This is a genomic window from Marinospirillum minutulum DSM 6287 (assembly GCF_000422325.1).
In the GTDB taxonomy this organism is placed as follows: domain Bacteria; phylum Pseudomonadota; class Gammaproteobacteria; order Pseudomonadales; family Halomonadaceae; genus Marinospirillum; species Marinospirillum minutulum.
In genome coordinates this window covers 1-22520 of sequence record NZ_AULO01000012.1, presented here as the reverse complement: position 1 = coordinate 22520, position 22520 = coordinate 1, and the positions used below count along the sequence as shown (strand labels likewise).

The 22520-nt window shown below is 43.2% G+C and carries 20 protein-coding genes, 1 tRNA gene and 1 rRNA gene; 13 read left to right on the top strand and 9 right to left on the bottom strand.

Features of this window, described 5'->3' with window-relative positions; translation table 11 throughout:
• Positions 1 to 29: 29 nt before the first annotated feature.
• The gene (typA, locus tag H571_RS0107085) at positions 30 to 1853 is read right to left on the bottom strand and encodes a translational GTPase TypA (protein WP_027848688.1); all 1824 of its coding nucleotides are present in this window, start codon (positions 1851 to 1853) and stop codon (positions 30 to 32) included.
• Between the two features lie 397 nt (positions 1854 to 2250).
• Here typA and glnA point away from each other — a divergent pair, with 397 nt between their 5' ends.
• The gene (glnA, locus tag H571_RS0107080) at positions 2251 to 3657 is read left to right on the top strand and encodes a glutamate--ammonia ligase (protein ID WP_027848687.1); all 1407 of its coding nucleotides are present in this window, start codon (positions 2251 to 2253) and stop codon (positions 3655 to 3657) included.
• Between the two features lie 61 nt (positions 3658 to 3718).
• On the opposite strand, the gene mltF is transcribed toward glnA, so the two are convergent.
• On the bottom strand, positions 3719 to 5149 hold the full coding sequence (gene mltF, locus H571_RS14555; protein ID WP_036217882.1) for a membrane-bound lytic murein transglycosylase MltF: 1431 nt from the start codon (positions 5147 to 5149) through the stop codon (positions 3719 to 3721).
• A 336-nt stretch (positions 5150 to 5485) separates the two neighbouring features.
• Here mltF and purL point away from each other — a divergent pair, with 336 nt between their 5' ends.
• Both purL and H571_RS0107065 read left to right on the top strand, forming a co-directional pair.
• A complete protein-coding gene (purL, locus tag H571_RS0107070) occupies positions 5486 to 9394 on the top strand; it encodes a phosphoribosylformylglycinamidine synthase (protein WP_027848686.1) in 3909 nt (1302 codons plus the stop codon).
• A gap of 17 nt (positions 9395 to 9411) precedes the next feature.
• The gene (locus tag H571_RS0107065; RefSeq protein WP_027848685.1) at positions 9412 to 9639 is read left to right on the top strand and encodes a YheV family putative zinc ribbon protein; all 228 of its coding nucleotides are present in this window, start codon (positions 9412 to 9414) and stop codon (positions 9637 to 9639) included.
• A 126-nt stretch (positions 9640 to 9765) separates the two neighbouring features.
• Here the strand turns inward: H571_RS0107065 and H571_RS0107060 are convergent, their stop codons facing one another.
• The 3 genes from H571_RS0107060 to rsmD all read right to left on the bottom strand — a co-directional run bounded on the left by H571_RS0107060 (position 9766) and on the right by rsmD (position 11210).
• Positions 9766 to 10020 (bottom strand): YfhL family 4Fe-4S dicluster ferredoxin, encoded by a 255-nt coding sequence (locus H571_RS0107060; RefSeq protein ID WP_027848684.1) that lies wholly within the window; start codon positions 10018 to 10020, stop codon positions 9766 to 9768.
• A gap of 46 nt (positions 10021 to 10066) precedes the next feature.
• Complete coding sequence (gene coaD, locus H571_RS0107055; RefSeq protein WP_027848683.1) at positions 10067 to 10546, bottom strand: pantetheine-phosphate adenylyltransferase; 480 nt, start codon at positions 10544 to 10546, stop codon at positions 10067 to 10069.
• A 76-nt stretch (positions 10547 to 10622) separates the two neighbouring features.
• A complete protein-coding gene (rsmD, locus tag H571_RS0107050) occupies positions 10623 to 11210 on the bottom strand; it encodes a 16S rRNA (guanine(966)-N(2))-methyltransferase RsmD (protein WP_027848682.1) in 588 nt (195 codons plus the stop codon).
• Positions 11211 to 11317: 107 nt separating this feature from the next.
• Between rsmD and ftsY the strand changes: the two genes are divergently transcribed.
• The 4 genes from ftsY to rpoH all read left to right on the top strand — a co-directional run bounded on the left by ftsY (position 11318) and on the right by rpoH (position 15207).
• The gene (ftsY, locus tag H571_RS14550; RefSeq protein ID WP_051168214.1) at positions 11318 to 12418 is read left to right on the top strand and encodes a signal recognition particle-docking protein FtsY; all 1101 of its coding nucleotides are present in this window, start codon (positions 11318 to 11320) and stop codon (positions 12416 to 12418) included.
• 24 nt (positions 12419 to 12442) lie between these two features.
• Positions 12443 to 13111, top strand: a complete 669-nt coding sequence (ftsE, locus tag H571_RS0107040) for a cell division ATP-binding protein FtsE (RefSeq protein ID WP_027848681.1) — start codon at positions 12443 to 12445, stop codon at positions 13109 to 13111.
• The gene (gene ftsX, locus H571_RS0107035) at positions 13111 to 14196 is read left to right on the top strand and encodes a permease-like cell division protein FtsX (RefSeq protein WP_084482736.1); all 1086 of its coding nucleotides are present in this window, start codon (positions 13111 to 13113) and stop codon (positions 14194 to 14196) included. The genes ftsE and ftsX overlap by 1 nt, the downstream gene beginning before the upstream one ends.
• 144 nt (positions 14197 to 14340) lie before the next feature.
• Positions 14341 to 15207 (top strand): RNA polymerase sigma factor RpoH, encoded by an 867-nt coding sequence (gene rpoH, locus H571_RS0107030; RefSeq protein ID WP_027848679.1) that lies wholly within the window; start codon positions 14341 to 14343, stop codon positions 15205 to 15207.
• On the opposite strand, the gene trxC is transcribed toward rpoH, so the two are convergent.
• A complete protein-coding gene (gene trxC, locus H571_RS0107025; RefSeq protein WP_027848678.1) occupies positions 15204 to 15638 on the bottom strand; it encodes a thioredoxin TrxC in 435 nt (144 codons plus the stop codon). The two genes, rpoH and trxC, sit on opposite strands and share 4 nt — an antisense overlap.
• Positions 15639 to 15868: 230 nt before the next feature.
• On the opposite strand from trxC, the gene H571_RS14545 reads away from it, so the two are divergent.
• Together H571_RS14545 and H571_RS0107015 are read left to right on the top strand one after the other, a co-directional pair.
• The gene (locus tag H571_RS14545) at positions 15869 to 16375 is read left to right on the top strand and encodes a hemerythrin domain-containing protein (RefSeq protein ID WP_036217880.1); all 507 of its coding nucleotides are present in this window, start codon (positions 15869 to 15871) and stop codon (positions 16373 to 16375) included.
• Positions 16372 to 17508 (top strand): NnrS family protein, encoded by a 1137-nt coding sequence (locus H571_RS0107015; RefSeq protein WP_027848677.1) that lies wholly within the window; start codon positions 16372 to 16374, stop codon positions 17506 to 17508. Before H571_RS14545 ends, H571_RS0107015 begins: the two co-directional genes overlap by 4 nt.
• Here H571_RS0107015 and H571_RS15510 read toward each other — a convergent pair.
• Entirely contained in the window at positions 17505 to 19385 is a 1881-nt protein-coding gene (locus tag H571_RS15510) for a sensor domain-containing diguanylate cyclase (protein WP_051168213.1), read from the bottom strand. The two genes, H571_RS0107015 and H571_RS15510, sit on opposite strands and share 4 nt — an antisense overlap.
• A gap of 211 nt (positions 19386 to 19596) precedes the next feature.
• Between H571_RS15510 and H571_RS0107005 the strand changes: the two genes are divergently transcribed.
• The 3 genes from H571_RS0107005 (at position 19597) to H571_RS16245 (ending at position 20530) form a co-directional block, all read left to right on the top strand.
• Positions 19597 to 19681: transfer RNA gene (locus tag H571_RS0107005), tRNA-Leu, on the top strand.
• A 75-nt stretch (positions 19682 to 19756) separates the two neighbouring features.
• Entirely contained in the window at positions 19757 to 20392 is a 636-nt protein-coding gene (gene yaaA, locus H571_RS14535) for a peroxide stress protein YaaA (protein WP_342664337.1), read from the top strand.
• A 6-nt stretch (positions 20393 to 20398) separates the two neighbouring features.
• Complete coding sequence (locus tag H571_RS16245) at positions 20399 to 20530, top strand: hypothetical protein (RefSeq protein WP_342664336.1); 132 nt, start codon at positions 20399 to 20401, stop codon at positions 20528 to 20530.
• Positions 20531 to 20594: 64 nt separating this feature from the next.
• Here H571_RS16245 and H571_RS0106995 read toward each other — a convergent pair whose 3' ends face one another.
• A complete protein-coding gene (locus H571_RS0106995) occupies positions 20595 to 21461 on the bottom strand; it encodes a Tim44 domain-containing protein (protein ID WP_027848676.1) in 867 nt (288 codons plus the stop codon).
• Positions 21462 to 21601: 140 nt separating this feature from the next.
• On the opposite strand from H571_RS0106995, the gene H571_RS0106990 reads away from it, so the two are divergent.
• Positions 21602 to 22147: a hydrolase gene (locus H571_RS0106990; protein ID WP_027848675.1), complete on the top strand. Its 546-nt coding sequence runs from the start codon at positions 21602 to 21604 to the stop codon at positions 22145 to 22147.
• A gap of 42 nt (positions 22148 to 22189) precedes the next feature.
• On the opposite strand, the gene rrf is transcribed toward H571_RS0106990, so the two are convergent.
• Positions 22190 to 22305, bottom strand: a 5S ribosomal RNA gene (gene rrf / locus H571_RS0106985).
• Between the last annotated feature and the right edge of the window lie 215 nt (positions 22306 to 22520).

The following is a 22520-nucleotide window of genomic DNA, read 5'->3' as shown; positions in this document are numbered from 1 at the left end:
TGGCCGCCTTCTTATTACTTACTGGTAAATTAAACTTTACCAGCTCGCTTGCGCTCGTTTTCTGTTAAGAGTTTTTTACGCATACGCAAGAAGTTAGGCGTTACTTCAACTAGCTCGTCGTCATCAATAAACTCCAGTGCTTGTTCAAGACTGTAGTTAAGTGGTGGCGTTAGCTGTACGGTTTCATCGTTACCTGAAGCACGCATATTATCTAGCTTCTTGGCTTTAGTTGGGTTAACAACCATGTCATTGTCACGAGAGTTAATGCCAACAATCATACCTTCGTAAACTTCAACACCTGTACCAACAAACATACGACCACGATCTTGCAGTGTTGCTAATGCGTAGGCTAGAACCTTACCTGCACACATAGAAACGAGTACACCATTGTTACGGTGTTCAACTGCGCCTTCAGATAAAGGACCATAGTGATCAAAAATACTGGTAAGAATACCGGTACCTGAAGTCATAGTCATAAACTGGTTACGGAAACCAATTAGGCCACGTGAAGGAATAATAAAGTCTAAACGGGTGCGACCTTTACCATCAGGGTTCATGTTAGTCATACGCGCTTTACGCTTGCCTAACTCTTCCATGATAGAACCTTGGTGCTGGTCTTCAACGTCGATAATTACTTCTTCATAGGGCTCTTGCTTAACGCCATCTACAGTTTTAATAATTACTTCAGGACGTGAAACGCCTAGCTCGTAACCTTCGCGACGCATGGTTTCGATTAGAACAGAAAGGTGAAGCTCACCACGACCAGAAACACGGAAACGGTCTGGGCTATCGGTTTCTTCAACGCGTAAGGCTACGTTGTGTACTAGTTCTTTTTCTAAACGCTCTTTGATATTACGGCTAGTAACATACTTACCATCTTTACCTGCAAAAGGTGAATTGTTGACTTGGAAAGTCATAGTCACCGTTGGCTCATCAATGGTTAGTTGTGGCATAGGCTCAGGGTTATTTGGATCACACAGGGTGTCAGAAATAAATAGAGGGTCGATACCTGTTACACAAACAATATCACCGGCTTCGGCACCTTCTGGTGATTCGTTACGCTGTAAGCCGTGGTAAGTCATTATTTGACCTAATTTTGCTTTACGCTGCTTACCTTCACGGTCAATCACCACAACCTGTTGGTTAGGCAAAGCACGACCGCGAGTAATACGACCTACACCAATAACACCCACATAGCTGGAATAATCCAAAGCAGAGATTTGCATTTGGAAGCTGCCTTCAGCATCTACTTCGGGCGGGGGTACTAGATCAACAATGGATTGGAAAAGCGGATCCATGTTTTCTGCCATTTCAGCAGGGTCTAAACCAGCAATACCATTCAGTGCAGAGGTATAAACCACTTGGAAATCTAGTTGGTCTTCAGTTGCACCTAGGTTATCGAATAAATCAAAAATTTGATCCATTACCCAGTCAGGGCGTGAACCTGGACGGTCAATTTTGTTAATAATAACGATTGGCTTTAAACCACGAGCAAAAGCTTTTTGAGTTACAAAGCGTGTTTGTGGCATAGGACCGTCGATTGCATCAACAACTAAGAGTACTGAATCTACCATCGACAAAACGCGCTCAACCTCACCACCAAAGTCGGCGTGGCCGGGGGTGTCAATAATGTTGATGCGGTAATCATTCCAAGTAATGGCGGTGTTTTTGGCAAGGATTGTAATGCCACGCTCTTTTTCTTGGTCGTTAGAGTCCATAACACGTTCGTTTTCCGCTTCACGGCGATCAAGTGTTCCAGACTGTTTTAGAAGGCTGTCAACCAGAGTGGTTTTACCATGGTCAACGTGAGCAATAATGGCTACATTGCGTAGGGCATTGATTTTAGAGGACATAAATTATGTTTCGCCTGCTTAAATATAGAGGTTTGTACACTGTCTTGTACACACTTCTAGATGTGTTCCCAGCTGCAAGGGCTGTGGATCCAAAATAAAAGGTAGGAAATTGTACATGCTTTGACTTTCTGGATATATATTTTTCTTCCCAAACAGCCTAAAAAACATGATAGTTCAATTCAAACCGCACCTATCTTAGTCTAAAAAGCACTAATAATCTAAAAACGTCTAGCGAAGCTTCTAACTAAGCCTTAATAATAAAAAACCCTGCTTAAATGGGCTTCAGATATAGTGCATTCGGGCTATTTATGATCTAATTCGCTGCATCTATTAGGCTTTCAGCTTATTAATAGATGGAGTAATTACACCCAGTTAAACGCCATAGGTGGAGGCAAGCATGTCCCAGAAGAGTCTGGCTATTATTACCGAACACGACGTAAAGTGGGTTGACTTACGTTTTACAGATGCCCAGGGCAAAGAGCACCACATTACTATTCCTGCTTCTTACGTTGACGAAGAGTTTTTTGAAACTGGCCAGATGTTTGATGGCTCTTCCATGCCTGGCTGGAAGGGTATTAATGAATCAGACATGATTATGCGTCCCGATGATTCTTCTGCTGTACTAGACCCTTTTACCGATGAAGTTACCTTAATTTTACAGTGCGATATTATTGAACCTGTCACCATGCAGGGTTATGAGCGTGACCCTCGCTCTATTGCTTTACGCGCTGAAGAGTACCTTAAGTCAACAGGCATCGCTGACACGGCTTTTTTTGGCCCCGAGCCTGAGTTTTTTATCTTTGATGATGTTAGATGGCAGATTGGTATGTCGGGTTCTTCTTACGCTCTTGGTTCTGAAGAAGCGGCCTGGTCTTCTAACGCCAAAATTGAAGGTGGCAATATGGGGCACCGCCCAGGTGTACAAGGCGGCTATATGCCTGTTCCTCCGGTTGACTCTTCGCATGAAATTCGTGGCGCCATGTGCAATGCCATGACAGCCATGGGCTTAAAAATTGAAGTGCATCACCATGAAGTTGCCACGGCTAACCAGTGCGAAATTGGTGTTGCCTTTAATACGCTAGTGAAAAAAGCGGATGAAGTGCAGCGCTTAAAATATTGTGTACACAATGTTGCTCATGCCTACGGTAAAACTGCCACCTTTATGCCTAAGCCTTTGGTGGGCGATAACGGTTCTGGTATGCACGTTCACCAATCACTATCTAAAGAGGGTAACAACCTTTTTGCTGGCGATGGTTACGGCGGTTTGTCTGAAATGGCTTTGTTTTATATAGGTGGCATTATTAAACATGCCAAAGCACTTAACGCCATTACTAACCCGCTAACTAACTCTTATAAGCGCCTAGTGCCCGGTTTTGAAGCACCGGTTATGTTGGCTTACTCAGCTAAAAACCGCTCTGCCTCTATCCGTATCCCTTACGTTTCTAGCCCTAAGGCTCGCCGTGTAGAAGCTCGCTTCCCCGACCCAGGTGCTAATCCTTACCTTTGCTTTGCTGCTTTGTTAATGGCTGGCTTGGATGGTATTCAAAATAAGATTCATCCTGGTGATGCTATGGATAAAAATCTTTATGACTTACCTCCTGAGGAAGCGGCTCAAGTACCTCAGGTTGCAAGTAGCTTAGAAGAAGCCCTTGCTGCTTTAAATGCAGACCGTGAGTTCTTAACTAAAGGCGGTGTATTTACTGATGAAATGCTTGATTCTTTCATCGCCATTAAGCAACAAGAAGTACTGCGTTTAAATATGACCACTCACCCAGTTGAGTTCGATATGTATTATTCAGTTTAAGAAACAACCAAACAAAAAAAACCTGCCGTTTGGCAGGTTTTTTTATGGTTAAAGTTTGGCTTTAGATCATCGCAGGAATTTTGCGAAAAGCAGTTTCAAACTTCACTTTTGCAGCTCGTTCTTCTAGCTGCTCAAGGAAGTTATCTTGGCTTCGTTCGTGCCATTCTAAAATCTCTAGGTAGCGACGAATGTTATGCACATAGGCAACTGGCTCATTGCCTCTGGCGTAGCCATAGCGTGTTTGGCGGTACCACTTACGCTGAGTTAATAAGGGCAAATGTTTAGCAACATCATCCCAGCTATTGGGATTAAAACCCTGACGCTGAGTTATTTTACGTGCGTCTTCTAAATGCCCTTTACCCACATTATAGGAAGCTAAGGCCATATACAGACGGTCTTCACCCTGTACACCGTCTGGCATACGATCATACAACTGCTTTAGGTAACGCGAGCCACCTTCAATGCTTTCAAAAGGGTCTAGTCTATCAACATTTAACTCATTAGCTGTGCGCTGAGTTAACATCATTAAACCACGCACACCCGTTGGCGATACGGCATTGCGACGCCAATGCGATTCTTGAAAAGCAACTGCGGCAAGCAAGCGCCAGTCTAATTCTTGCTGCTCTGCTGCGTTACGGAAGTGCTGCTCATATTCAGGTAAACGTGAACGCACATGACGCAAAAACAAAGGCGCACCAACATATTCTAGGTACTGTTCATGGCGATAGTAGCGCTCACGCACTTCGCTAATGACTTCTTGCTCTTGCGCCTGTTCTATGTAGCCACTAGCAGCACGCTCTAAATGCGAGCGAGCTAACTTTGGAAACAGCCAGACTAAAGAGGATGAAACATCGGTATCAAAAGCAACACTAGCACGCGGGAAGAAAAAGCGATTAATATTAAAATCTTGCGCACTAACTAGGGCGTAATCTAAGTCACCATCTTGTATCATTTTTAACAAATCAGTCACTTCTAAGTCGTCTGTTTCCATCCAACTTAAATGTGGGTAGAGCGCTTGATGACTTTGCAATACTTCAGCCTGACGTGAACCTGCTAGCACAGCAAGTGAAGAACCTTCGGTTACATCTTCCCAGCTTTTAGGTCTGAAATGACCGCTGCGATAAATAACCATTTGTGAGCTGTGCAATAAAGGCTTGGATACAGAAAACTGACGCTTGCGGTCTAGGGTTAACCCTAGACTACCTGCAGCCATATCAACCTTACCTTGATTGAGGGCTAACTCCATCTCTGTTGCATTAGCAAAGTTTACCACCTTTAGCTCTACGCCTAGATGGTCTGCAAAAGAGCGCACCAACTCATATTCAAACCCAGCATAGCCATCGCGATGCTCGTAGAATACAGCTGGTGTATTACGCATAGCCACAGTTAAGGTGCCTGTTTCAAGCACCTTAGTTAGTGGATCTTTTTGGTTGCAGCCACTTGTTACTAGCAAAACTAATAGCAACAAGGGTAAAAAAAGTTTTAATTTCATATTTACGGAGACTCATCGAATGCTGTTTGCATTTAATTTACGCTTGGATTGAGTTGCCAAGCCTGTAAGTGAGTGCTGCCAAAATCTTGTAATGCGGCAGCCAGATCAAAAAGTTGCCGATCAGGCTATTATTGTAATTGGGGTACAAATATGGTTGTGATTGTGTAATTTTAGCAAAGGCAGATCAAAAAATCCCCTACTTAAGTCTTATTTTTGTGACTCGCTGTTCATTTATTGTTCTTTCGTAGCTCTGAATGCTTGTTTGCGCTATCATTCGCCTCAATTAAACTTCCACTAGTCTACTCCTTATTACTTCTGCTCTGACGAGGCTTGCTAATGCTCCAACTGCGCGGCGCTCCAGCTCTTTCAGCTTTTCGCTCACAAAAACTCTTGACCCAGCTTCAAGAAATTTCTGCTTCTATTACAAGTATTTATGCTGAGTTTATTCACCTAGCCGACCTGAGTTCTGAGCTAAATTCAGAACAAACCCAAGTACTTGAAGCTTTACTAGACTACGGTCCAACAGGTGAAAAGCACCCACCCGAAGGTGCGCTTTTCTTGGTAGTACCACGCTTAGGTACGCAATCGCCTTGGTCTTCTAAAGCAACCGATATAGCCCATAACTGTGGTTTAACTCAGGTTGAGCGTTTAGAAAGAGGCCTTGCGTATTATTTACAAAGCTCTGCCAACCTAACAGCGGCTGAACAGGAAGCGGTAGCAAGCCTATTACATGACCGCATGACCGAAACCTTGCTGACTAGCATAGAAGATGCCAAGCAGCTATTTCGCCATGAAAGCCCGCGCCCTTTGGCAAGTATTGATATCTTAGCTGGGGGTCGTGAAGCTTTAGTGAAAGCCAATACAGATTTAGGCTTAGCCTTAGCAGACGATGAAATTGATTACCTAGTCACTAGCTTTACTAACCTTGGCCGCAACCCGAACGATGTTGAGCTAATGATGTTTGCTCAGGCTAACTCTGAACATTGCCGCCACAAAATTTTTAATGCCGACTGGACGATTGATGGTGAAGATTCACCCCATTCATTGTTTGGTATGATTCGCAACACCCACAAGCTTTCTCCTGAAGGGGTTTTATCTGCCTATAGCGATAATGCTTCTGTTATAGAAGGTTTTACTGCACCACGTTTCTTCCCCCAGCCTGAAAGCCATAGCTGGCAGCCAGTAGAAGAAGCAGTACACATTTTAATGAAGGTCGAAACCCATAACCACCCCACAGCTATTTCTCCTTTTGCTGGTGCAGCTACAGGTGCCGGTGGTGAAATTCGTGATGAAGGCGCTACGGGCACTGGTTCTAAACCCAAAGCGGGGTTAACCGGTTTTACTGTGTCTAACCTGCGTATTCCAGGCTACACCCAGCCTTGGGAAGCCGAAGATTACGGCAAGCCTGAGCGTATCGTTACTGCGCTAGACATTATGCTAGAAGGCCCTTTAGGTGGTGCTGCCTTTAATAACGAATTTGGCCGCCCTAACCTTACTGGTTACTTCCGTACCTACGAAGAAAACACCCTAGGCTTAAACGGTGTTGAACGCCGCGGTTACCACAAGCCGATTATGTTGGCGGGTGGCTTGGGTAATATTCGCCCTAACCACGTACAAAAAAGTGAAATTCCTGTTGGCGCTAAGTTAATTGTGCTGGGCGGCCCTGCCATGAATATTGGCTTGGGTGGTGGCGCAGCTTCGTCTATGGCAACTGGTTCTTCTAGTGCTGACTTAGACTTTGCTTCAGTGCAAAGGGACAACGCAGAAATAGAACGCCGTGCCCAAGAAGTGATTGATCGCTGCTGGGGCATGGGTGAAGACAACCCCATTTGCTTTATTCACGACGTGGGTGCGGGCGGGCTTTCTAACGCCTTGCCTGAATTAGTGAAAGACGGCGAGCGAGGCGGCTTGTTCGACTTACGTGCCGTACCTAACGCTGAACCGGGCATGAGTCCGCTAGAAATTTGGTGTAACGAAGCGCAAGAGCGTTACGTTTTAGCCATAGCGCCAGCCAGCCTAGAATTATTCGACAAGCTATGTAAGCGTGAACGTGCGCCCTATGCTGTGGTCGGTGAAGCCTTAGCTGAACACCATTTAACCGTGACCGATGGGCATTTTGAAACCAAGCCGGTGGATTTGCCCATGAGCGTGTTGTTTGGCAAGCCACCCAAGATGCAGCGTAGCTTTGAGCGCCAAACCTTAGCCTTGCCTGAGTTAAATCTTGAAGGTATTTCTATTAAAGATGCAGCTGAGCGCATTCTTAGCTTGCCCACCGTTGCCAGCAAACAATTCTTAATTACTATCGGTGACCGCAGCGTCTCTGGCCTAGTCGCCCGTGATCAGATGGTTGGCCCTTGGCAAGTGCCTGTGGCAGATTGTGCAGTAACCACGGCAACGCCTTTTACCGAAGTGGGTGAAGCCATGGCAATGGGCGAGCGCACACCGCTGGCTCTAATTAACCCAGCCGCTTCTGGCCGTATGGCGGTAGCTGAGTCGATTACTAACATTGCAGCAGCCAGCATTAACCAGTTGAGCGATATTAAATTATCGGCTAACTGGATGTCGGCAGCCAATCACACCGGCGAAAATCAAGCCCTTTACGATACCGTTTATGCAGTAGGTATGGAACTTTGCCCGCAGCTAGGCATTGCCATTCCAGTCGGCAAAGATTCCATGTCGATGCGTACTGTTTGGGAAGACGAGCAGGGGCAAGAAAAATCCATTACTTCACCCTTGTCTTTAGTGGTTACGGCTTTTGCGCCCGTTACTGCAGCTAGAAAAACACTAACGCCTCAGTTGCGAACCGACAAAGGCGAAACCGATTTACTGCTGATTGACCTAGGCCGCAGCCAAAACCGTTTAGGTGGTTCGGCTTTAGCGCAAGTGTATAACCAGCTAGGTAACCAAGCGCCGGACTTAGACGACCCTGAAGATTTAAAGGCCTTCTTTGCGGTGATTCAAGGCTTAAATAGCGAAGATAAACTGCTGGCTTACCATGACCGTTCTGACGGTGGCTTGTTTGCAACCTTAGCTGAAATGGCCTTTGCTGGGCACACAGGTTTAGACATTAAACTTGAAATGCTGGCTGAAAATGCTGATGAAGCCTTAGCAGCATTGTTTAGCGAAGAGCTAGGTGCGGTTATTCAAGTGCGCCAAGCAGATACTGAATTTGTGCTAATGCAGTTAGCTGCTGCTGGCCTTGGCGAATGTGCTCAAGTGATAGGTCGCCCTGAAACCGATGACTTGCTTAGCTTCTCTTTAGATGGCGAACTACTACTGCAAGCCAGCCGTGTTGACTATTTACGCCGCTGGTCAGAAACCAGCTTCCGTATGCAAGCCCTGCGTGACAATGCTGACTGCGCCCAAGAAGAGTTTGACCACCTACTAGATGCTAAAAACCCCGGCCTTAGCCCCAAGGTTAAGTTTGATTTAAACGAAGACCTAGCAGCACCCTACTTAAAACTAAGCAAACGCCCTAAAGTTGCTATTTTACGCGAACAGGGTGTGAACAGTCACATGGAAACAGCCGCTGCCTTCTACCGTGCCGGTTTTGATCCCATCGACGTGCACATGAGTGATTTACTTAGTGGTGCTCTTAGCTTAGAAAACTTCCGTGGTTTAGCTACCTGCGGTGGTTTTTCTTACGGTGACGTTTTAGGTGCAGGTGGTGGTTGGGCTAAGTCGGTGCTTTTCCATGCGCAAACCCGTGATGCCTTTGCCGCTTTCTTTGAAAGGGAAGACACCTTCACGCTGGGCATTTGTAATGGTTGCCAAATGTTATCGCAGCTAAAAGACTTAATCCCCGGCGCTGACCATTGGCCACGTTTTGTACGCAACCTAAGCGAGCAGTTTGAAGCCCGTGTTGCAACCGTGGAAATTCAAAAGTCTAAGTCGATTCTGCTAGCAGGCATGGAAGGTTCACGCCTACCCATTGCTGTTTCTCATGGTGAAGGCCGTGCTGAATTTCGTGATGCTGAGCACCTTAAAATTACTGAGCAAAGCGGCAGTGTTGCGCTACGCTTTGTGGATAACTACGGTACCACCACGCAAAGCTTCCCCTTCAACCCGAACGGTTCGCCAGCGGGTATTACCGGCCTAACCAGTGCCGATGGCCGTGCCACCATTATGATGCCTCACCCAGAACGTGTAGCACGAACCATTAATAACTCGTGGCATCCAGACAGCTGGGGCGAACAAGGCCCTTGGCAGCGTTTGTTTGCTAATGCCAGAAAATGGGTAGACTAAAAAGTAGGTGATTTAAAATGACTGAACCAGTTAAACGCTTTATCGCTGGAGCCTTGTGCCCCAGATGTAATACGATGGACGTATTAAAAGCTTGGCAAGCGGATGGTTTTCAGCACAGGGAATGCGTCAGCTGCGACTTTACTGATGCCATTAGTTTAGAAGCGCCTGAAGAGTTGCCAACACGGGTTAACCAAACCGAAGTTGATCCGAAGGATGAAATTCAGGTAGTTAAGTTTATTCCTTAATTATTCCTTAACTTAAGCTGGCTAGTTTACAATTGATTTAACTTAAAAGTCAGCAACAAAAAAAGGTGGCTAACCCTAGGGTCTGCCACCTTTTTTGTACTGTATTATTTGCTGTAAAACTATTTTTTAGCCTAAAGCAGCAGTGATGGTTTCATACTTTTCCATCAGCTCTTCTTGACTTTCAACGTGATTAGGGTCTTTTGGAATACATTCCACCGGACAAACATCCACACACTGGGGTTCGTCATAATGGCCTACGCATTCAGTACACAGGTTAGGATCTATTTCGTAGATTTCATCACCCTGAGTAATGGCACCGTTGGGGCATTCCGGTTCACAAACATCACAGTTGATGCATTCATCGGTAATGTACAAAGCCATGGTATAAACCTCACTGGTTAATTTCTTAATTGCTTAATATGTACGCTTAGTTGGCGTATTTGTTTTGCAGGGCATTCACTACACAAGGATGCACTAGCTTACTGACATCACCACCTAAACTGGCTACCTCTCTTACTAGCGTAGAAGCAATAAAAGACAGCTGCTCTGAAGGTGGTAAAAAAATGCTTTCCAAATTGGGTGACATACTTTTATTTAGTTGTGCTAATTGTAGCTCGTATTCAAAATCGGCCACACCCCGCACACCACGTAAAATAATGTTAGCCTTTTGTTGCTGCATTAGCTCTGTTAGTAGGCAGCTAAAACCCACCACTTCAACCTTGGGGTTGTTTGCCATCACTTGATGCACTAGTGCGATGCGTTCTGCTAAATTAAACAGTGGCTTTTTACGTGGGCTATCAGCAACAGCAACAACAACACGATCAAACAAGTGAGTGGCGCGTTCAATTAAATCACTGTGCCCTAGAGTAATAGGATCAAACGTACCAGGGTAAACCACTGTTTTCATGTCAGCCTCGTACTGGTGGATAGCTTCTAAAAAAGCGCATCTTACCCAAAAGCGCTAAACGGCTCAAATAACCTTTTCATCTGGTGTACAAACTAAAGTGCACATCACCAACCTGCTTATCTTTTTGCAGTATCCAATTAGCTGGCAAGTGGACTAATCCAGCTTGCTGTTTTGCCTGCTCAACATAAATTAAAGCATTTTCGGCAAGCCACCCCTTTTCTTCTAAAAGCTGACAAGCCGGTTCTAGTAAGGGCAAACCAAAAGGTGGATCTAAAAAAACAACCTCAAAGAGTTGGGCTGGCTGTTGTTCTAACCAGCTAAGTGCATCAGCATTAATCAACTTTAAACGCTCACCCGCCAAAGGAGATAATAGCTTACTTAATTGCTTGGTTACTCTAATATCTCTTTCTATTGCTGTCACCTCTACTGCACCGCGACTTAATGCCTCAACCGCTAGCGCACCACTGCCAGTAAAGGCATCTAGGCAGGTTTTTCCAGCAATAGAAAATTGTAACCAGTTAAAAAGGGTTTCACGAACTCTATCTGGCGTTGGTCTTAAACCTTCTGCATCGGGTACAGCTAGCTTACGTCCACGCCATTCGCCACCAATCACTCTTACTTGACCTAAGGTAGCCTGCTTAGTTTTTTTCTGTGGTTTACGCATTTTCAACCCAAGTTGTTTTACTTAACTTCCTGCCTTAAAACTCTGATAGGTGTGGTAGGATAACTCATTAAATACTCGATTAAGACACCTTTTAAGATACCGCTGCCATGCTTGGATTATTTAAACGTAATAAAAAACAACCAGAAGCCACATCTGAGGCTCTGTCCGAAATACCTTCCGCTGAGTTAAGTGCTGAACAAGCAGAAGAGACACCTCAAAAAACACCGGTAACTAGCGAAAGCGAAACACTAGCCGCCCCTGCTACTGAACCAGACCAACCCAACAAAACTGGCTTTTTTTCTCGCCTTAAGCAGGGGCTTGCTCGTACTGGCGGTGGTTTAGCTGATCTTTTCTTGGGCGCTCGCAAAATTGACGATGAGCTAGTTGAAGAACTAGAAACACGGCTACTAATGGCTGATGTTGGCATGACTGCAACCCAGGAAATTATTGCCAGCCTAACGGATAAAATTGATCGTAAACAACTTAAAGACTCAGGCGCACTGTTTGCAGCACTTAAAGACGAACTAAAAAGATTACTAGAACCTGTCAGCCAGCCTTTGGTTTTAGAAGATAAACCTGCCAAGCCTCAAGTTATTTTAATGATAGGTGTTAATGGGGTGGGTAAAACAACCACTATCGGCAAACTGGCCAAGCGCTATCAAGCAGAAGGACGTAAAGTTTTACTAGCTGCTGGCGATACTTTCCGTGCGGCGGCGGTTGAACAGTTACAAGTGTGGGGCGAGCGTAACTCAGTACCTGTAATTGCACAGCACACTGGGGCAGACAGTGCTAGCGTGGTGTTTGATGCTTTACAAGCGGCTCAATCTCGCAAAGTTGACCTGCTTATTGCCGATACCGCTGGCCGTTTGCACAATAAAAGCAATTTAATGGAAGAGCTAGCTAAGGTGCGTCGCGTTCTACAAAAGCTTGACCCAGCAGCTCCCCATGAAGTTTTATTAGTGCTAGATGCAGCCACAGGGCAAAATGCTTTGGCTCAGGCGCGTGAGTTCAATAAATCCGTGCCCATTACAGGCCTAGTTTTAACTAAGCTAGATGGTACGGCTAAGGGCGGCATTGTCTTTGCTTTAGCTCGCGAGTTGGGTATCCCCGTTAGGTTTATTGGTGTTGGTGAACAAGCTGATGATTTACGTGACTTTGATTCAAACAGCTTTGTTGACGCCCTCTTGGCTACAGCTACTAACGAATAATATAAGAGGCCAACGGGAGGGCCGATGATTCAATTTCATAATGTATTCAAACGCTACGAAAGCGGCCATGAAGCACTACAAAATGTAAGCTTTAACCTTAAAGAAGGGGAAATGGCTTTTTTAACTGGTCATTCAGGTGCTGGAAAAAGCACCCTTCTAAAATTAATTATGCGTATGGAAGTAGCAACACGTGGACAGGTCAATATCGATGGTATTAACTTAAACAACCTAGCAGGCCGTCACGTTCCTTACCTACGCAGAAAAATCGGTGTGGTTTTTCAAGACCACCAACTGCTTTATGATCGTAGTGTTTACGACAATGTTGCCCTGCCTCTCGTTATTGAAGGGATGGAACCACAAGATATCGGTCGGCGAGTACGTGCTGCCCTAGATAAAGTTGGCTTATTATCTAAAGAAAAGCTTACACCTATAATGCTTTCTGGTGGTGAGCAACAGCGAGTAGGCATAGCACGTGCTGTAGTTAACAAACCACCTATTTTGCTTGCGGATGAGCCTACCGGTAATCTGGACCCCCAGCTTTCTTCTGAAATCATGCAGCTTTTTCGCCAGTTTAATGCTGTGGGCGTAACCGTATTAATTGCTTCGCACGATTTAGATTTAATTTCGCGCATGGGGCTACGTATGATGGAACTAAGCCAAGGCGGCCTAACAAGAAGTGGAGTGACGGCCTAATGAATAAGCGTCCTATTCGCCCAAGTGGCGCCACCTTTCCTAATCGTTCTCAGCGTGAAACACCACATAAAAACCCAATAAAAAAACCACCTAATCGTCTGCGCTCTAATCCTGATTTGCGAAGCAAAAGCAACTTAGGTGGTGCAAGCATCAGCAAGGTTAACAAGTCTGCTCGCTTAAAGGCTTGGCGTCGACACCATGTAAATATGGCCATAGACAGCCTAGCACGTTTATTGGCCGCACCTTTTGGTAGCTTAATGACTTGGGCAGTTATTGCTATTGCTCTATCCTTACCTGTAGGCCTGTATGTGTTTTTAAATAATGCTCAGTTAGTTTCAAGTAATTGGGATGGCAGTGCCCAAATTTCACTTTATTTAAATGAACAGGTACAAGACTCTGCTGGGCGCAACCTTACTCAAAAGTTACAAATGGATAGCGCCATAGCTGAAACCCGCTACTTGTCTAGAGAACAAACGTTAGCTGAATTTAAAGAATTCTCAGGCTTTGGTGAAGCCTTAGACTACCTAGATGACAACCCTTTGCCACCCGTAATTATTGTTAGACCTGCTGTGTCTGGCATTGAAAGCCAACAAGCACTAGTCAGTCGCTTACAGGCATTGCCAGAAGTTGAAGAAGCCCAGCTTGACTTAGCCTGGGTTAAACGGCTTTATCACATAATGGAACTCGGACAACGTACTATTACTGCCTTAGGTTTTCTGTTGGGTTTAGCCGTTTTACTTGTAGTAGGTAACACCATTCGCTTAGCGATAGAAAATCGTCGTCAAGAAATTGTTGTTGTAAAGCTTATTGGTGCTACCAATGCCTTTGTTAGACGCCCCTTTCTTTACACGGGTATTTGGTATGGTTTAGGTGGAGGTATTCTAGCTTGGCTATTAATTAATGTTTCACTCTACTGGCTAGATGCACCAGTTCGATCTTTAGCTAGTGCCTATGCTAGTGACTTCAGCCTAATAGGACTCAGTTTAAGGGATTCGCTCCTACTATTAGTTTCTAGTACACTACTTGGCTGGCTTGGTGCTTGGATTGCCGTTAGCCGCCATCTAGGCAAGGTTGAACCTAGTTAAGGCTTAAAATAAAATCTGCTAGCAAAAGTTTTCTGAGGGAACTTATTGACTTAATCAGGTGTCTTAATTAAGAATAAGCTAATAAATACTTTTACTAACTATAAATTTTCTCTGCCTATTTTTATATTTTTTACGGAGAACTAAATGAGCAATCAATTACAAGTTGCAGGTATTTTATCACCTGGTCGTGATCTTAGTGCTTATATCCAAACTGTTAACACCATTCCTCTACTTACAGTAGAAGAGGAGCAAAGTTTAGGTTACCGCCTACAAGATGAAGGTGATCTAGAAGCTGCTCGTACATTGGTTATGTCTCACCTGCGCTTTGTTGTGCATATTGCACGTAGCTACCAAGGCTATGGTTTACCTCAGGCTGACTTAATTCAAGAAGGCAATGTTGGCTTAATGAAAGCCGTAAAACGCTTTGATGCTAGCATGGGCGTGCGCTTGGTATCTTTTGCAGTGCACTGGATTAAAGCTGAGATTCATGAATTTGTACTACGCAACTGGCGCATAGTTAAAGTTGCTACAACCAAAGCGCAGCGCAAACTATTTTTTAACTTACGTGGCGCTAAAAAAGATTTTGGCTGGCTTAATGTTAAAGAGCTAAAAGCCATAGCAAATGATTTAAATGTTAAGCCAGAAACGGTACGTGAAATGGAAGGTCGCCTTGCTTCTATTGATTCAGCATTTGATGGTTATACCGATGATGATGACGATAGTTACAGCGCTGCGCCTGTAAATTATTTAATGGATGAACGTTACGATCCAGCAAGTTTAGTGGAAGATGAAAACACTGAAAACGATGCCACTACGCAACTGCAAAATGCACTAGCTCAGTTAGATGAGCGTAGCCGTGATATTTTACAGCAGCGTTGGTTAAGTGATAATAAATCCACCCTACATGAACTAGCAGCTATTTATGGAATTTCTGCAGAGCGTATTCGTCAGTTAGAAAAAAATGCCATGAATAAAATCCGTACTAGCTTGCAGGGTGAACTCGTCGCTTAAAGCTGACTGGCTAACCACGCCTGTAACTGGCCCGCCTGCATAGCACCTGCTTGGCGGGCTACTTCTTTCCCACCCTTAAACACTAACAAGCTTGGAATGCTACGTATTGCAAAGCGTGCTGCCAGCTGTTGGTTTGCTTCTGTATTAATCTTAACAAAGCGCCAATTATTTGAGTCTTTAGCTGCTACTTCTGCAAAAATTGGAGTCATCATTTTGCAAGGACCACACCAGCTAGCCCAAAAATCTATCACCACTGGCACATCACTCCCTTCTACCAAAGCTGCAAAATTCTGCTCATTCACTTCAAGTGGTTTACCTTTTAGTAGTGGTTCCTTACATTTACCACACTTAGGGCCATCGACTAAACGCGCTTGGGGAATGCGGTTTAATACCTGACAGTGTGGACAGTTAAGATGCACTAAATCAGACATTACTTACTCCTAAATAAATTATATAAGCACTTACTTATAATGGGGATTGCCTAGAACTAAAACAATGGCTGGGTATAATTGACTAGCAGGGTAAAAAAAACCCTTAGGATGAGTGTTAAATTTACCCCAACCCAGAACAAAGCCAGTAACTATAGGTTTTAGGCTTTTGGCACAGAAATTGATACTAAGAAGGTAACAGCTTTCTAAGCACCTTACTGGAGTCAATGACCATGACAAGACTAAAAGCAGAAGAGTGGAACTTGAGTAGTACCGATCAATTAGTTGATTACTTGTTAAGTAATTTTCATGAGCGGCATCGCAGCCACTTACCGCAAATTATTGAATTAGCGCGTAAGATAGAAGCAGTTCATTCTGACCATGAAAACTGCCCGACAGGATTAACTCAGCTGTTACAAAGTATGCAGCAAGAACTTGAAAGCCACATGATGAAAGAAGAGCAGGTACTTTTTCCTATGCTACGCCAACTCCGTTTTGAACAGGCGACCATGCCCATTAGAGTAATGAAGATGGAGCATGAAGAACATCAGCAAGCTTTAGAGCAACTCAATCAGCTAACAAACAACCTAGAGTTACCTAAGGATGCTTGTGGAACCTGGCAAAAGCTTTACCAAGAGTTAGCGCTTTTTATAAATGAGCTAAACCAGCACATTGAAATTGAAAATACCGTATTGTTTGCAGGCAAAACAGCGGATGCCAATACAGGACAGAGGATATGACACTTTTTTCACTGGGGTTTCGGCCTTTTTTTCTTTTAGCAGGTGTTGGCGGCTTTAGTATGATGCTGCTATGGATAGTCACCCTTTCAAGCGGCTACAGCTGGCCGGGTGTAAGTAATATTATTGCTTGGCATCGCCATGAAATGCTCTTTGGTTATACCGGTGCAGTTATTGCGGGTTTTTTACTAACAGCAGTAAGAAACTGGACAGGTAAAATGACACCCGATGGCAAGCCTTTAGCAGCACTAGCAGTTATTTGGGTTGCAGCAAGGCTTGTTCCCTTGGTTAGTGAACAACAACTTATTTATGTGGCTGTAGACTTACTATTTTGGGTAGGCTTATTTATTAGCTTATGGCATGCACTTATTAGTGCTGCAGTACGCAACCGTATTTTCTTAGTGCTAGTAGGGCTTTTGGGCGCTGCTGCTGCACTAAGCCACTGGTCAATTTTAGAGCCTAGCAATCAACACCTAAGCTATGTAGGTGCATACCTAGGTTTAGATATAATTCTTATTATCATGCTAGTGATGGGTGGTCGCGTTATACCTTTTTTTATTCAGCGTGGCTTACAAAAAACTGAGCAGGCTAGAATTCCTTTGTTAGAAAAAGGCCTTCCACCTCTTTTATTAATTATGCTAGTCATAAACCTATTTTTTGCCAACAGTTTAGGGGCTGCCATAATTAACTTTATTTTAGCTTGCTGGTTATTACCTAACCTAGTGCGCTGGCATGACAAAGGCATTTGGGGTAACTCCTTGTTGTGGAGTCTTTATTTAGCCTACGCTTGGTTAGTGCTAGGATTATTTTTAAGAGGTTTTGGTTTAATAGGTTGGGTAAGCCCTTACTTAGGGGTGCATGCATTAACAGTCGGTGGAATAGGCCTATTAACCTTAAGCATGATGAGCCGAGTAGCACTTGGCCATACAGGTAGAAAGTTAGAACCAGCCAAACTAACAGTTCTAGCTTTAGTATTAATGTTATTGGCTAGTATTGTTAGAGTCTTTTTTGCCAGCTCATTAGGCTTACTTGCTTACCAAGTATCAGCAGTATTATGGATGTTGGCCCTACTACTATTTGTATGGGTTTATACGCCTTTACTGATTAAGCCAAGACCAGACGGAAAACCTGGTTAATCAGCTTCAGGGTAAGAGAAATAACGGAAGGTGTTTCTACCACTATCTTTCGCACGGTACATAGCAATGTCAGCATTTTTAATTAGCTCATCTGCTGTGTTACCGTCTTGCGGAAAAATGGCTATCCCGATAGAAACACCTATTTTAATTTGATGTCCCTCTAATTCAAAAGGCTGAATTAAGGAGTGAATAATTTTTTCTGCAACAATTCCAGAAGCATCAGTATTTGCAGCATGATCTAAAATTGCTAAAAACTCATCGCCACCCAACCTGCCTAAAGTATCCTGCTCCCTTAATCTTGCCTTCAGCCTTTGCCCAACAGCCTGTAAAAGCAAGTCACCAACAGGGTGACCAAGGGTATCATTCACTTCCTTAAAGTGGTCTAAATCCATAAACAGTATTGCTAAGCCTTGGTTGTTTATTCTAGCTTTTTCAACAGCTTTTTTAATGCGGCGATTAATTAACGTTCGGTTAGGTAAATCTGTTAGTTGATCATAATGAGCTAGGTAGTTAATCCGCTCTTCATTGGCTTTACTTTCAGAAATATCATTAAAGATATGAATATAATTAACAACCTCGCCTTTCTCATCTAACAAAGCACTAATGCTTTGCAAAACAGGAAGCAGCTCACCACTTTTATTTTCGTACCAAATCTCGCCTTGCCAACTTTCTTTAACTTCAAGGGACTGCCTAATTTTTAGTTGCAGCTTTTCAATTGCTTTCTTTTTATAAAATAAGCTTTGTAGGTTTTCACCTAAAACTTCGTCTAATTTAAAACCAGTAATCTGACAAAAAGCAGAGTTAACCTTAACTAGGTGCATTTCTGCATCGGTAACAGCAATCGCTTCACGCGTGCCTTCAAATACACTCGCAACTAAACGCAACTCTTCAGTGGAATGTTCAAGCGCTTTCGCTTGTAGGGCTAAACGTTGCGTGAGTGGATGTAAGGCTTTACTTATTGTATACATAGCAACAAGAAGCATCGCAAAAATGGCTAAGAGCGGCCAAAGAAACTGATCTTGAATTGGTAGGTAAAAATGTTTAGAAGGAATTTCTGCAACCAAAGACCACTGAGAACCTTTTAGTGGTACGGAGAAGAAAATATTTTGGCACTTACCTGTGGGCTTAATAGTGAATTGATCACATTTAATGGCTTTATTTAAGTGAGTGGCCTTTAAAGAATTTAAATTTTTATTAAACACTAAGCCATTAGCCGTATCGGCATATTCTAAGCTGACTCGACTAGTGAGATTAACTAGGTAAACCTTTGCTTCTTTATCAATTTCAAGCTTGTCATTCAAAGTATCAAGCAGTTTTTGATGACTAAAATAAAGAACATCCTGACCTATAACCTGCCCTTGTTTAGAGTAAATATTAGCCTTAATGCGTACCACAGGCACTTCATTTAATGCTATAAGAGAATAAAGAGTTTCTTGGGCATTAAATGATCCAGCTTCCTCTACATTAGCACCATTAAGTGTAGTTCCAATGTTAACCAACACTTCTCCTTTAGGACCCAAACGCGTTAAACCAATTAACTCCTTGGATAAACGCATGGCATCTTTTAACCTTGGTGCAGAGTAAGCTGCCAGTGCTTCTTGAGACATTTCACCAGCAACATACTTTTCTAAACGTAAGCGAATTTCACTTCGGCTAGTAAACTGAGCTGCCAAGCCTTGGTACTTTTCAAATAGATTATTTACCAAGCTTGCCTGTCGCTGAACATTAGACAAGGTTAGCTGTTCTAGATTACCTCGAGAAGAAAAGTAAAAAGGAATGATAGTACTTAAACTAGCGACCAAGCCCGTTGTTAAAACCCCTAATAGGGCTATCAGCAATATTCTTTTACGTATTAGCGCAATTTGTGTGAAATCCATGGTATCTCTTGGCCGCTAAGCCTTCTCATAATTTTTATATTCACCAATTCTAAAGCATTTAGCTAGGGTTGGTAACCTACTAATAACACAGCAAGCAAAGGTGTAAATAGAACTAAAGAACTTAAAATAGCAGTAAGTGTTGACGGCAAGAATAACAGGTTTATAATGCCTGACTTGTTCGAAGCAAAGCAGCTTCTTACAGTCCAACTTAGCCGGTGTGGTGGAATTGGTATACACGACGGATTCAAAATCCGTTGCCGAAAGGCTTAGCGGTTCGAGTCCGCTCACCGGTACCATTTGATTTTTGTATGTGTAAACTCCCTTCAATTGCTATACTTAACTGAGTTCCTCCTTTAAACCTTGGAGTAGTTATGCTCAGTTTGTTGTCTCCTGCCAAATCTTTAGATTTTGAAACACCTGCTACCAGCCAAATTCATAGTCAACCTACTTTCCTGCAAGAAGCATTAGAACTTGTTGAACAGTTAAAGATGCTTGCACCTCAAGATATTTGTCAATTAATGAAGATTAGCGATAAATTAGGCAGTTTAAATGCTGCTCGCTTTCAAGAATGGCAACTACCTTTTACAAGGCTTAACGCTAAACCTGCCGCCTTAGCTTTCACTGGTGATGTTTATGCAGGTTTTGATGCTACAAGTTTAACTGATGACGCGCTTGATTTTGCGCAAAACCATTTAGGAATTTTATCTGGACTTTATGGTCTGCTTAAACCTATGGATTTAATCCAACCCTACAGGTTAGAAATGGGCACCAAGTTTGCAAATAAGCGCGGAAAGGACCTTTATAGCTTCTGGCAACCTCTAGTTACAGCTGAAGTAAAAAAACGCCTAGAACTACATCAAACACCAGTATTAATTAATTTAGCTTCACAAGAATACTTCAAAGCAGTTAATTCTAAACAGCTTAATAACCAAGTTGTTACGCCTATTTTTAAAGACTGGAAAAATGGTCAATATAAAATTATTAGCTTCTATGCCAAAAAAGCATGAGAATTAATGGCGCGATTTATAGCTAAAAATAGAATAGATCATCCAGATGATTTAAAAAGCTTTAATTTAGATGGCTATAGCTTTAACTCTACTCTCTCTGAAAAAGATAGCTGGGTATTTACACGCAAACCTGTCTAAAAACTAATAAAAAAGGCACTCATGATGAGTGCCTTTAGGGTAATAATCTAAGCAAATATTAAAACTAAGCTTCTACCTGTTCTATACCTTGAATTAGCCAGGGTGAGTTTTCTTGATTCATGTCTCGAATCAAATGCCAAATTTCACAAAAATTAGAATCTGTTGGCTCACCTTCATTAATAATGCCATGAAACATAATTGCTAATTCAACAATGCCAGTAGGTAACTGTTGAATATTCGTCATTTCGACCGCTAACTTGTGCACCTTAGTTTCTACCTGATCCTGCTGCGCAGCACGCGCTTCTTGCAAAAACTTGTATAGCTGAGGTGTAACATACTCTTTGATGGTAGTAAGGTCATTGGCATCCCAAGCTTTTTGAATAGCTAGAAAGTGCTCTTTTGCTCCTTCTAAAAAAGCCTTCTCATTAAACCAGTCGGGCGCAGCATAAATGACATCATCATTTTGAACGCTCGAAGCGCTATCATAGCTGGTAGTAGTTGCTTCAGGTGTGAACTGTGGCTGCTCTTCATTTGTAGACCGTATATTACCCATTGCTGTTTGGGTCTGTTGCTCACTGGCCATACGTCGACTACGTAAAAACATCAGGATGCCGCCAACAACCAAAACAATTAGAAGTATGTCGAACATTTGAATGCCTTCAAAAGCACCACCCATGAACATTGCTGCCAACAAGCCACCCGCAGCTAGCCCCATTAACATACCTCCAACGCCCCTTCGACCAGTATTAGCGGCTGGGTTCTTAGAAACAGCAGCGGGTTTTGAGGCTTGATTAGGTGCTTTAGGTGAGCTCATTTGTCTGGAGAAGGTACCTTTAGAACCGCCTCCACCAAAACGACGTGCATCTGCTTCGCCAGTAGTAAGTACGAGTAGAAAAACAAAACTTGTAAAAAAAACGACTAATCGGGTCACTTAGCAACTCCCAAAATGGATAACAGCAAGATAGCTAGATTCAAAAAAATGGATCAGGTAAGGTAAGTAAACAAAGAATGAGGCAACTTACCGCATTAGACTCAAGTCTAACAATAATACCCTAAGAGAGGCATATTATCATGCTACTTAACGCTTCAAATAGTTTTTTACTTGTCATAGACATACAAAGCAGGCTAGCACCTGCAATAGATAAAGGCTCTACAGTCATCATTAACAGTTGTTGGTTAATTGAAGTTGCCAAAGAGCTTAAAGTGCCCGTTAGAGCTACTGAGCAGTACCCACAAGGAATCGGAGAGAGTGTACCACCCATCAAGGAAAGGTTGGATCCTGAAGAAATACTACAAAAGATGCACTTTAGTGCCTTAAAAGAAGATGAAATAAAGCAACACTTAGCTGATTTAAACCGCAAACAAGTTGTGATTATTGGCACTGAAGCGCATGTTTGTGTGTTTCAAACTGCAGCAGATTTAATAACTGAAGGCTATAAGGTTTATTTAGTAGAAGAGGCAGTAGGCTCTAGAAAAGCTAAAGATAAAGAATTAGCACTTGAGCGTCTAAAACAAATGGGTGCTCAAGTAGTTTGTAGAGAAATGGTTGCCTTTGAATGGTTAGAGAAGGCTGGTACAGACACTTTTCGTAAAGTTGTTAAAAACTGGATTAAATAAAAAATCCCCCTGATCTTAGATCAGGGGGATTGTTTTATAAGTGCCTGACGATGACCTACTTTCACATGGGGAGACCCCACACTATCATCGGCGCTGAGCGGTTTCACTTCTGAGTTCGGCAAGGTATCAGGTGGTTCCCACTTGCTATGGTCGTCAGGCTTAACTGGCGGTTAAAAGCTTTTCTTTAACGCTTATTTGCGTTGTTACTGGGCTTTTATCCAAAAAGGGGCAAACATTCGTTTTGATCTTTTTAAGATCAAGTGTTTTAAAAGTGTTTTGTCTGGGTGTCTATTGATTGCTTAGTTTAAGCAGCCTTGATTCTGTGCATTAACCGTCGTATCCGGTTTTTTTCGTTGCTGTGTTACCGCACATA